The following is an 11,525-nucleotide window of genomic DNA, read 5'->3' as shown; positions in this document are numbered from 1 at the left end:
GGCGATGGGAGGGGACGGCTGCGCCGGTGTGGGACGCCGGCGGGGGGGCGGGTATACTCCGCCCCACGCGGCGCTGCCGCGTCTCCAGTCGACCCGGTCGCGTCCCGCCTCCGGACCGGGAACGAGGTCACCCATGGAAAAGACGGTCATTGTGAGTGCCTGCCGAACTCCGATCGGACGGTTCCTCGGCGCCCTGTCGCCGCTGCCGGCCACGCGCCTCGGTGCGCTGGTGGTCCGGGAGGCGGTGAGCCGCGCCGGCATCGCCCCCGGCGACGTGGACGAGGTCATCATGGGCAACGTCGTCCAGGCCGGCCTGGGCCAGAATCCGGCGCGCCAGGCGGCGATCTGGGGGGGCGTCCCGGAGAGCGTCGGGGCGTTCACCGTCAACAAGGTCTGCGGATCGTCGCTGAAGGCGGTGATGCTCGCCGATCAGGCGATCCGCGCGGGGGACGCCGACATCATCGTGGCCGGGGGCATGGAGTCGATGTCCAACTGCCCCTATCTCGTCCAGCAGGCCCGGACCGGGCTGCGTATGGGGCACGCCCAGCTCGTGGATTCGATGATCCACGACGGGCTGTGGGACGTCTATAACGACGTGCACATGGGCGAGACGGCGGAGATGGTCGCGGACCGGTACGAGGTCAGCCGCGAGGAGATGGACGCCTGGGCCTTGATGAGCCACGAGCGCGCCATCGCCGCGATCGACGCCGGAAAGTTCCGCGACGAGATCGTTCCGGTCGAGGTTCCCCAGCGAAAGGGTGAGACGAAGCTCGTGGACACCGACGAGGGGCCGCGGCGCGACACGAGCCTGGAGAAGCTCGCCCGGCTGAAGCCGGCCTTCCGCAAGGACGGGCGGGTGACGGCCGGCAACTCGCCCGGCGTGAACGACGGTGCGGCGGCGGTGGTCGTCGCGCGCGAGGGCGTGGCGCGCGAGCGCGGCCTGCCGGTGCTCGGCCGCGTGGTGGCCTCGGTGACGTCGGGTCTCGCGCCGGAATGGGTCCTCATGACGCCGGAGCCGGCCATTCGGGCGGTGCTCGACAAGGCCGGGTGGTCGATGGACGAGGTGGATCTGTTCGAGATCAACGAGGCCTTTGCGGTCCAGCAGGTGGCGCTCGGAAAGGTCCTCGGGATCCCGCGCGAAAAGCACAACGTCCACGGCGGCGGCGTCGCCCTGGGACACCCGATCGGCGCTTCGGGAGCGCGCTGCCTGACCACGGCCCTGTACGCGATGCGCGACCGGGACGCGCACCGTGCGGTCGTCTCCCTTTGCCTCGGCGGGGGCAACGCGGTGGCCGTCGCCATCGAGCGGTGAAGCCGTGACCGAGCCGGTCGGCGGCGCGGACGGGGCCAGGTCGCTGGTGCGCGGCGCGCTGGCCTTCCTGACCGCGGCCGGCTCGCTCGCCTGCCTCTGGTTCGCCTGGAGAGGCGACGTCGGACCGGGTTCCGCGGCCGCGGTCGCCGCATTCGGGGTCGCGGCCACGGTGCTGGTTCCGCGCGGCGGGAGGCCGGCGGCCTGGATCCTGGCGATCTGGTGCGCCGTGACGCTGGTGGTTCTGGCTCCCCTGGCGGGGGGAGCCGCGGCGACGGCGCGCGAGCGCCTCCGGCCCGCCCTCGGCGCCGCGGTCATCTACCTGGCGGTCGCCGGCGCAGGCTTCTGGGCCTGCCTCGGCAAGCGATAAAGCGGGAGGGTGACGATGAAGATCGACGAAGTGAAACGGATCGGTGTCGTCGGCGCCGGACAGATGGGAAGTGGAATCGCCCACGTGTTCGCCCAGTCGGGCTACGAGGTCACCTTGAGCGACGTGTCGCGGGACCTCGTCGACAAGGCGATCGCGAAGATCGGTGGGTTCCTGTCACGCGCCGTCGAGAAGGGGAAGATCGCCGCAGAGGACAAAGACGCCACTCTCGCGCGGATCACACCCGCGGTGGGTGTGGAGCCGCTGGCCGACAGCGACTTCGTCGTCGAGGCGATCGTCGAGAATCTCGAGGCCAAGACGCGGCTTTTCTCCGAACTCGATCGGATCACGCGGGACGAGGTGGTCCTCGCGAGCAACACCTCGTCGCTTCCGATCACGCGGCTCGCCTCGTCGACGAAGCGGCCCGACCGGTTCATCGGAATGCATTTCATGAACCCCGTGCCGGTGATGAAGCTCGTCGAGGTCATCCGCGGCCTGGCCACCAGCGACGAGACCTTCTCGCTGACCAGGGATCTGGCGGAGAAGCTGGGGAAGACGCCCGTGGAGGTTCACGACTATCCCGGCTTCGTGGCGAACCGCGTTCTCATGCCGATGATCAACGAGGCGATCTACGCGCTCTACGAGGGGGTCGCCGGGGTCGAGGAGATCGACACCGTCATGAAGCTCGGCATGAACCACCCGATGGGGCCGTTGACCCTTGCCGACTTCATCGGGCTCGACACCTGCCTGGCCATCCTGCGGGTGCTGCACGAGGGGCTCGGCGATCCCAAGTACCGTCCGTGCCCGCTTCTCGTCAAGTACGTCGACGCCGGGTGGCTCGGAAGAAAGACGGGCCGCGGTTTCTACGAGTACTGATCGGCTGCGCCGTCCCCGATGAGTCTTCCCTTCGACGTCGCGGGTCTGGCCTTGTGGCTGGTGGCCTTCCTGCTGTCCGCCACTTGCCACGAAGCGGCGCATGCGGCGGCGGCGCGCCTCGGCGGCGATCCGACCGCCTACCGCGCCGGGCAGGTCACCCTCAATCCGATCCCGCACCTGAGGCGGGAGCCGTTCGGAATGCTGGTCGTCCCGATCGTGTGCTACGCCCTGGCTGGCTGGATGATCGGCTGGGCTTCCGCGCCCTACGACCCCCGCTGGGCCCGCCGCCACCCCCGGCGCGCGGCGGCGATGGCCGCCGCGGGGCCGCTCGCCAACCTCGCGCTCGCCGGCGCAGCCATCGTCGCGATCCGAGCGCTCGTGGGCGCGGGGCTGGGAGCGCCGCCGGCCGAGCCGGGGCTCGAACGTATCGTCGTGCCGGCGGTCGGGGGCCCGTTCGCGATGGCGGGAGCGAGGCTCCTGAGCGTTCTCGCCCTCCTCAACGCCATGCTCGGGGTGTTCAACCTCATCCCGCTTCCGCCGCTCGATGGCGCCACGGTGCTCGAAGGGCTCGGGGGTAGGGCGGGAGCCGCGTTGATGGCGGCGGCGCGCTCCGCGCCGATGGCGGCATTGTTCGGACTCCTCGTCGCGTGGCGGCTGTTCGATCTCCTCGCCCCCGGCCTGTTCCGCCTCGTGCTCGGGCTGGCGCAACCGGGGCTTCGCTGATGCGTGGGGCGGCTCCCGGCGGCTGGGTCCGTCTCGGCGGAAGAAAGGTAGCGGATCACGGGATCTTCACCGTCCACCGCGATCGGTATCGCCTCGAACCGGAGGGCCGGGAGCGGGATTTCGTGGTGCTCCGGGCGGTGGACTGGGTGAACGTGATCGCGCTCACCCCCGAACGGGAGGTCCTCCTCGTCCGGCAGTACCGCCACGGCTCGGAGAGCGACTCGCTCGAGATCCCAGGCGGCATGGTCGATCGCGGGGAGACGCCGGAGCAGGCGGCCCTGCGCGAGCTGAGAGAGGAAACGGGCTACCGAGCCGCACGAGCCGAGTTGCTGGGGACGATCGAGCCCAATCCGGCGATCTTCGCCAACCGCTGTCACTGTTTTCTCGCCGAGGACGCTCGGCCGGCGGGGCCCGCCGAGCCGGACCCATGGGAGCGGATCGAGCTGATCCGGCGCCCCGCCGGCGCCCTTCCCGATCTCGTCCGCGAGGGGGCGATCCGGCACGCGCTCGTCGTGGCCGCGGTCGGTCTGTACCTGCTGTCCGGGAGAACGTGATGGCGGCGGGTGGAGGGATCCCGGCGCTGCGGATCGGGGGGCTCACGGTGCGGCCGCCGCTCGTGCTGGCTCCCATGGCCGGCATCTGCGACCGCCACTTCCGGCTGCTCGTGAGAAGGATCGGCGGAGTGGGCCTCGTGTCGGCGGAGTTCGTCTCCTCGGGGCAGGTGGCCCGCGGGATCCGCAAGGAGCTCGAGAAGCTGACGTTCACCACGGAGGAGCGACCGATCGCGATCCAGATCTACGGGCGCGACGCGGAACAGATGGCGGCCTGTGCCCGCGTGGTGGAACGCCTCCGCCCGGATGTCTGCGACATCAACATGGGTTGCCCCGCGAACAAGATTCTGAAAGGGTGCGCGGGAGCGGCGCTGATGCGCGACGTCAAGCGTGCGGCAAGCATCGTCCGGGCCTGCCGGCGGGAGCTCACGATCCCTCTCACGGTCAAGTTCCGCCTCGGGATCGGAACCGGACCGACGCCGGTGAACTATCTCGAGTTCGGCCGCATGTGCGAATCCGAAGGGGCCGACGCCGTCACGCTCCACGCGCGGACGGCCCGGCAGATGTATCGGGGGCACGCCGACTGGGAAGCGATCGCCCGGCTGGCGGCGGCCCTGTCGATACCGGTGATCGGTAACGGAGACGTGGACTCTCCCGCCGCCGCGCTCCGGATGCTGAGGGAGACGGGGTGCGCCGGGGTCATGATCGGGCGTGCCGTTCTGGAGAACCCGTGGATTTTCAGGGAGGCGGCCGACCTCCTGGCCGGAAGGCCTCCCTGCAGGCCCCGGCCCGAGGAGCGGCTCGAGCTGATCCGGACGCACTTCGCGTGGATCGTCCGCGACTACGAGCCGAAGATGGCGCTGCACAAGCTGAGGACCTTCACCGGCCGCTACGCCCGGGGCTTGCCGGATGGGGACGCGCTCCGGCGCCGGATCTCCGCGCTCGAACGGCCCGAGGACTTCATCGGCGCGATCGAGGAACATTTCAGGGCGCTCCCCGCCGGCGTTACCGCCTGAGCCGCGGGGCGGGGGTGGCCGGGGGCGCCCCCGGCTGAGGTAGCATCGGGCGATGCGCGTCCAGATCACGAGGGCGGTTCTCGCCGTCGCGGCGCTCGCCGCGGTGCTCTACGGCTGCATCCTCGTCCTGTCGCCTTTCATCAGTCCGATCCTGTGGGCGCTCATCCTCGGAAGCGCCACCTGGCCCGCCTATCGGCGGCTGCGGGACCGGTTGGGCGGGCGGCGGACGCTCGCCGCCCTCTCGATGACCGCTCTGCTGGTGCTCCTGCTGCTGGTTCCCACCGGGCTCCTCGGTTTCGCTCTCCTCCAGGAACTCGAACCGCAGATCGCGCGCCTTCGCGCCTGGGCCACTGCGCCGGTGATCCAGTGGCCGGAGTGGGTGAACCGTGTGCCCCTCCTCGAGCAGCTGCTGCAGGACTGGGCCGACCGGCTGTCCGACAACGAACTGCGGCAGGTGTGGATCCGGGAACTCGCCGGTCAGGCGCAGCAGGTCCTGCGTCTCGGCAGGAACGTCGCCCAGCACCTCCTCAACGGCGTGCTCATCGTCTTCACCCTCTTCTTCGTGTACCGGGACGGCGAGACCCTCGTTTCGGAGGTGGGCATCCTGCTCGACAGGATCATCGGCGAGCGAGGCCGCGACCTGTTCCAGGCGGTGCGCGAGACCGTCAGCGCCGTCGTCTACGGCTGGTTGATGACCGCCGCCGCCCAGGGACTCGTGGCGATGGTGGGCTACTGGCTGGCGGGGGTTCCCGCTCCGGTGCTCCTGGGTGTGGCGACCGGGCTGTGCGCGGTGATTCCCTTCGGCGTGAGCCTGGTGTTCATTCCGGTCATCGCGGGCCTCGCCATCGGCGGCGAGTGGGGTCGCGCCCTGTTCGTGGCCTTGTGGTCCTTCTTGTTCGTGTCGCTGATCGACAACTTCCTCCGGCCGCTCTTCATTTCCGGTTCCACCCGGATTCCCTTCATCGTGGTCTTCTTCGGCGTTCTGGGAGGCCTGGCCGCCTTCGGTCTGGTCGGCCTGGTGTTGGGTCCGGTGATCCTCGCCGTGGTGCTGGCCCTGATGCGGGAGGCCCGCGAGTCGCTCGCCGAGGCGGTTGAAAGCCCGGAGGGCGGCGGCTAGAATCCGCGCTTTGCCCGGGCCGGGAGCCGAGCGGCAGCCGGCCTCGTGCCCGCCGGTGCGCTATCCTCGAGGCCGGCGACGGGCGGGAATAGCTCAGCTGGTAGAGCACGACCTTGCCAAGGTCGGGGTCGCGGGTTCGAGTCCCGTTTCCCGCTCCAGTCCCCTCGCCGCGGCCGCGAGCAGCCCCCGCCGGAGGCGGCGCGGATGCCCCCTGGACGAGACCGGACGCGCCACGCGCTCGTCACCGGCGCCGGATCCGGGATCGGCCGCGCGACCGCCGTACGGCTCGCGCAGGCGGGCTACGCGGTGGCGCTGGTCGGGAGGCGCCGCCGGGAACTCGAGGAAACGGCGCGCGCCTGCGCTTCCGCCGGCGGAAGGGCCGTGGTCGAGACGGCCGACGTCGGAGATCCCGCAGAGGTCGACAACGCGATCGCGGCGGTGCAGCGCCGTTTCGGTCGGCTGGAGGCCCTGGTCAACAACGCGGGGCAGGCCGCCTTCGGAACCGTGGAGACCACCCCCCTGGAGGTCTGGGAACGCCTGTTCCGCGTCAACGTGACGGGGGCTTTCCTGGTGAGCCGGGCCGCGCTCCCGCTGCTCCGGGCGGGGGAGAGACCGGCGGTGGTCAACGTCGCCAGCACCCTCGGCCTCGTCGGAATGCGGCGAGCCGCCGCGTACTGCGCCAGCAAGGCGGCGCTGGTCAATCTCACGCGCGCCATGGCCCTCGACCACGCGGGGGAGGGGATTCGAGTGAACGCCGTCTGCCCCGGTGCCGTCGACACGCCGATGCTTCGGGCACCGCGGGGAGACGAACCCGCGAGCGACGCGAGGCTGGAAAGGCTCGGCGGCCGCCACCCGGTGGGCCGGATCGGGCGTCCCGAGGAGATCGCCGAGGCGATCTTCCGGCTACTCGATCCGGCGTTCTCGTTCGTCACCGGAACGGTTCTCGTGGCCGACGGCGGGCTCACCGCGGGCTTCGCCGAGTGATCCAGCGGGCGCCGGCCGCGAGCGCCGGTACGAAGTTCTCGGCCGGCCGAGGAAAATCCATGGACTCTCGTGGACCGTCGCCGTACAATCCGACGAGCAACCCTGAACAGCGTCGGTCCCTGGCGGAGTGGCAGATGGCGGGAGCGAAGGGGGCGGCACCTCGGGTGCTTCTCGTCGACGACGATGCGGATCTGAGGGAATCCCTGGCGAAATCGCTCATGCTCAGGTCCGGGTTCGAGGTCGCGATGGCCGGCGACGCGTTCGAGGCCGGCTATCGGCTCGCGACGTTCGAGCCGCAGGTCGTCATCCTCGATGTCGTCATGCCGGGGATGGGAGGTCTCGACATCTGCGAGAGGATCCGGCGCCTGACGCGCGGTCGCTCGCTCAAGATCATCATCCTCACCGGCTATCCGGGGATCGGCGCCCAGGAGCGGTCCTTGATCTCCGGTGCCGACCTGTTCCTCACCAAGCCGCCGGACATCGAGGCGCTCGCCACCCACGTGCGGGATCTGCTCGAGCCGTGAGTCCAGCCGTACGGGCGGTCCCCGTGGCTCCTTCGGCCGCCTGCCGGGGAGGCTGCCGGCCGATCGCGCTGGTGGCCGGGGCCCGGCTCGCCGGTCTCGCCGGAGCGTCAGGAACGATGCCCTGCCCCGATTGCCGGCACGAGGTCCGCGTCGCGACTTCCGGTGCCCGGCTCACCGTGCCGATGCGACCGGAGGGGGGACGGCGGGAAGGGGGGCGGGTCCGCCGGTTCGTGCCGGTCGGCTGGCGGGAGGTCCTGGACCGCCTCGCGGCCGAGGCGCGGGAGCGACAGGTTCGCTGGGTGGTTCTCGATACGGCGGTCCGCGCCCGATTCTCCCGTGTTCTGCTCGACCGGGTTTCCGCTTTCCTCCCGCAGCCGATCGAGATCGTGCGCTCCCCGAGCCCGCGCCGGCTCCTGGCCGAGGCGCTGGCTCCCGAAGCCCGTCCGGCGGACGGCCCGGGCCGGTTCGAGCGGCTGCGCCTGCTCGTCCTTTGGGGTGCCGAGCTCGGCGACACCGGGGGGCTCGGCGACCGATGGCCGGAGCGGGCCCGGCGTGACGGCGCCCGACGCGTTTTCGTCGGAGCGCGCGGGGGACCGGCCGCTGGCGAGGCGGACCGGAGGATCCAGCCACTTCCCGGTACCCACGCCGCCATCGCGCTCGGCGCCGCCCATGTGGCGCGCGAGGTCCGCGGGGGGAGAGAGACGGGCGACCCTTGGCCCCCGGCCAGGGCGGCCGCCGTGGCGGGCGTGTCGCCGGACGAGATCGTCTGGCTGGGCCGGAGCCTCGCCGACGCCGCCGGGGAGGCCATGATCGTGGTCGGGGAGGAGGCCGCTGCGGGGGAGGCCGCCGGGCTGTTGTGCCGGTCCCTCGGCGAGCTGGCCCGCACGACGGGTGCCGTGCTGGCCGCGACGCTCGAGGGTGAGCCGCCGGGAAGCGGGATGCCGCTCCCCGTCGGCTCTGCAGGTGCCGTGGCCCGGGACGCCGCCTGGTTCGCCGCCCGCCTGGAGGAGCGCGACGCCGGCTCCGACGTGGTCGTGGTCTCCGGCCCCGATCCGCTGACCTTCTGGCCCGGGGCTTCCATCCTGGCGCGGTACCTCGAAAAGGCGCGCCTGGTGGTCCGGTTCGCGCTGGAGATACAGGGACCGACCGCACGCCGCGCGGATCTTCTCCTCCCCGCTCCGGCCTTCTTCGAGGCTTCCGACGCGGCCGCCGGAGCCGGGATCGGCCCGTGCCCGTGGGGAGGCCAGGGTGCGGTCCCGCCGCCTCCCGAGGTCCGGCCGCCGGAACGCCTCTGGCGCGGACTCGGCGCGCGCCTCGGATGGCCCGCCGAGTGGTTTCCCGAGGATCTCGGCCCGCTCCTACCCCCGTGCGCCGAGGGCGAAGCGCCGCCGCGGGGAGACGCCCGCGTCCGATCGCGCGAGTGCGGCGGGGCAGTCTTGGGGGCCGAGGCCCGGGTGGCGCCCCCGGCCCGGAGCACCGCCTTCCCGCTCGAGTTCGTTCCCGCGCCGCCCGCGCCCGAGCGGCGCCTGTGGATCGGAATGGCGCCCGCCGACGCCGAGGCCCGCGGGCTGTCGGACGGCGACCTGGTGGTGCTGCGCAACGATCGAGGCGCGGTGCGCGGCCGGCTCCGCGTGCTTCCCGAGCAGCGGACCGGGGTCGTCACCTGCCCTTGGTCCGGCTCGGGAGGGCTCGCCGGTCCGGGGCCGCTCTTCGGCGCCGATCCGGACCAGCCGTTTCCGGCCTTCCCTCAAACCGAGGCTGTGCCGGGGCCGGGTGAAGGGCCCTGGGAGGGCGACCTGCTGTTTTCCACCGATTGACCCACAATGTGGAAAACCGCGGCGAGCGGTTGTGGATCCCGGGTTTCGGAACGCCGGGCTGCCGGGCCGGAGGCGCCGGCTTCGCGTTGACGCACTTTCGCCCCCCTGCTAACTTGCCGGTCATTCCTGCGAGCCGAGCGAGGTCGACCCGTGTCGCGCGCACCCCGAGACAAGGTCCGGAACATCGGCATCATCGCGCACATCGACGCGGGCAAGACGACGACCACGGAGCGCTTCCTCTACTACGCCGGCTTGATCCACAAGATCGGAGAGGTCCATCGCGGGGAGGCGGCGATGGACTTTCTCGAGCAGGAGCGGGAGCGCGGGATCACCATCCAGGCGGCGGCGACGACCTTCCTCTGGAACGGCCATCAGGTCAACCTGATCGACACCCCGGGGCACGTCGATTTCACCGCCGAGGTCGAGCGGAGCGTTCGCGTCCTCGACGGGGCTGTCGTCGTCTTCTCCGGGGTGGAAGGCGTCGAGCCGCAGAGCGAGACCGTCTGGCACCAGGCCGACCGTTACCGCGTCCCGAGGCTGGCGTTCATCAACAAGCTCGACCGGGTGGGTGCCGACCACGAGCGGGTGCTCGAACAGATTCGCGAAGTCCTGGGGGCGAATGCCTGCTTCATCAATCTCCCCTGCGGCCTCGAGGACAAGCTCGACGGGGTGATCGACCTGCTCTCCATGCGCCGCCTGGTCTTCGATCCCGCGACCCGCGGGCGGGAGTTGGAGGAAGAGGACATCCCCCCCGAGATGCGGGAGGCGGCCGAGGCCGCCCGCGAGAGGCTCGTCTGCGGCGTGGCCGAGGCCGTGGACTGGCTCGCCGACAAGTTCCTCGCCGACGAGCCCGTGAGTGGGGAGGAGCTCCGCCGCGCGATTCGCGAGGCCACGGTCGCCGGGCGTTTCGTCCCGGTCCTCTGCGGCGCGGCGCTCAAGGATCTCGGTATCCGCCCCGTCCTCGATGCGGTGTGCGACTACCTCCCATCCCCGCTCGACCGGCCCCCCGCGGCCGGGATCGACCCGAAGACGGGTGAGCCGGCGACGCGCCCGCCGGATCCGTCGGCGCCATTCTCCGCGCTGGTCTGCAAGGTCGTCGCGACGCCCAACGCCGACGTCCACTGGCTGCGTGTCTATTCGGGTTCGCTGGGGACCGAGGACCGCTGCTTCAACCCGCGGACCGGGAAAAGGCTCCGGCTGCGGCGCCTGCTGAGGATCTTCGCCGACCGGACGGAGCCGGTGGACCGCGCGGAGACGGGCGACATCGTCGCCGCGATGGGGATCAAGGACGTCGTCACCGGCGACACCCTGTGCGATCCCGATCACCCCATCGCGTACGAGAAGATCACCTTCCCGGAGACGGTCGTTTCCGTGGCCGTCGAGGCCCGGACGGCCGCGGACCGGGACAAGCTGCTCGAAGTCGTGGACAGGCTCCAGCGGGAAGATCCGACGTTCCGCTGCCACGTGAACGAGGAAACGGGCGAGCTGATTTTCTCCGGAATGGGAGAGCTCCACCTGGATGTCATTCGCAACCGGATGGAACGCGACTTCCGCGTGCGCGCCCGGTTCGGGCGACCCCGCGTCTCCTATCGCGAGACGATCGGCGGGCCGGCCGCCGGGGAGGGCGTGTTCGACAAGCGGGTCGGCGACGTCGCCCTGTTCGCCCGCGCCGCCGTGGAGGTGGCGCCGAGGCCCCGGCCCCCGGGCGATCGCTCGCTTCCCCCGGTGGAGGTCGACCTCGGATCGCACGCGGCGCTTCTCCCGCCGGCCCTGCGGGAGGAGGCCGCCGACACGCTGCGATCCGCGTGCGAGGCGGGAGGCGCGCACGGCTTTCCCGTGATCGACGTGCGGGTCACCTTGACCGCGCTCGAGCTCGGCGATGCCCCGGAGCCCTCGGTGCCCCTCGGAGCGGCCCTTTCGCTCGCCGTGCGCCACGCCTTCCAGAAGGCGGAGGCGGTGCTGCTCGAGCCGATCATGCGCTTCGAGGTCAGGGCTCCGGAGGAGTTCCTGGGAGCGGTGGTCAAGGACCTGGGGGCCCGCCGGGCGGAGATCCGCGAAACCGGAGTCCTGGGAACGCAGGCGGTGGTCCGCGGATTCGTTCCGCTGGGATCGATGTTCGGTTATTCGACGGACCTTCGCTCGCTCACCCAGGGACGCGGCACGTTCGCCCTGGAGCCGTTCGACTACCGGCCTGTTCCCCCCGAGCTCGTCGACGCCGTCGTCGGGGCGTCTTGACGGCGC

Annotated in this window: 11 protein-coding genes and 1 tRNA gene; all 12 read left to right on the top strand. The window is 71.5% G+C overall.

Features of this window, described 5'->3' with window-relative positions:
• The first annotated feature begins 133 nt into the window (after positions 1 to 133).
• Entirely contained in the window at positions 134 to 1,312 is a 1,179-nt protein-coding gene (locus tag D6718_07490) for an acetyl-CoA C-acetyltransferase (GenBank protein ID RMG45390.1), read from the top strand.
• 4 nt (positions 1,313 to 1,316) lie between these two features.
• Positions 1,317 to 1,679 carry a hypothetical protein gene (locus D6718_07485; GenBank protein RMG45389.1) on the top strand — a complete coding sequence of 121 codons (363 nt, stop codon included), beginning with the start codon at positions 1,317 to 1,319 and terminating at the stop codon, positions 1,677 to 1,679.
• A gap of 15 nt (positions 1,680 to 1,694) precedes the next feature.
• Positions 1,695 to 2,552 (top strand): 3-hydroxybutyryl-CoA dehydrogenase, encoded by an 858-nt coding sequence (locus tag D6718_07480; GenBank protein RMG45388.1) that lies wholly within the window; start codon positions 1,695 to 1,697, stop codon positions 2,550 to 2,552.
• Positions 2,553 to 2,570: 18 nt separating this feature from the next.
• Positions 2,571 to 3,275 carry a hypothetical protein gene (locus D6718_07475; protein RMG45387.1) on the top strand — a complete coding sequence of 235 codons (705 nt, stop codon included), beginning with the start codon at positions 2,571 to 2,573 and terminating at the stop codon, positions 3,273 to 3,275.
• Positions 3,275 to 3,829 carry an NUDIX hydrolase gene (locus tag D6718_07470; GenBank protein ID RMG45386.1) on the top strand — a complete coding sequence of 185 codons (555 nt, stop codon included), beginning with the start codon at positions 3,275 to 3,277 and terminating at the stop codon, positions 3,827 to 3,829. The genes D6718_07475 and D6718_07470 overlap by 1 nt, the downstream gene beginning before the upstream one ends.
• A complete protein-coding gene (locus D6718_07465) occupies positions 3,703 to 4,842 on the top strand; it encodes a tRNA-dihydrouridine synthase family protein (protein ID RMG45385.1) in 1,140 nt (379 codons plus the stop codon). The genes D6718_07470 and D6718_07465 overlap by 127 nt, the downstream gene beginning before the upstream one ends.
• A 52-nt stretch (positions 4,843 to 4,894) precedes the next feature.
• Entirely contained in the window at positions 4,895 to 5,959 is a 1,065-nt protein-coding gene (locus tag D6718_07460) for an AI-2E family transporter (GenBank protein RMG45384.1), read from the top strand.
• Positions 5,960 to 6,041: 82 nt separating this feature from the next.
• Positions 6,042 to 6,117 (top strand) — tRNA-Gly (locus D6718_07455).
• Between the two features lie 46 nt (positions 6,118 to 6,163).
• Positions 6,164 to 6,943, top strand: coding sequence for an SDR family oxidoreductase (locus tag D6718_07450; GenBank protein ID RMG45383.1), 780 nt, complete (start codon positions 6,164 to 6,166; stop codon positions 6,941 to 6,943).
• 59 nt (positions 6,944 to 7,002) lie between these two features.
• Positions 7,003 to 7,467, top strand: a complete 465-nt coding sequence (locus tag D6718_07445; GenBank protein RMG45382.1) for a response regulator — start codon at positions 7,003 to 7,005, stop codon at positions 7,465 to 7,467.
• Between the two features lie 23 nt (positions 7,468 to 7,490).
• Positions 7,491 to 9,284, top strand: a complete 1,794-nt coding sequence (locus D6718_07440; protein RMG45381.1) for a hypothetical protein — start codon at positions 7,491 to 7,493, stop codon at positions 9,282 to 9,284.
• 126 nt (positions 9,285 to 9,410) lie between these two features.
• Entirely contained in the window at positions 9,411 to 11,519 is a 2,109-nt protein-coding gene (fusA, locus tag D6718_07435) for an elongation factor G (GenBank protein RMG45380.1), read from the top strand.
• The last annotated feature ends 6 nt before the right edge of the window (positions 11,520 to 11,525 follow it).

The organism is Acidobacteriota bacterium (assembly GCA_003696075.1).
In the GTDB taxonomy this organism is placed as follows: domain Bacteria; phylum Acidobacteriota; class Polarisedimenticolia; order J045; family J045; genus J045.
This window is presented reverse-complemented; position numbering and strand designations above follow the sequence as displayed.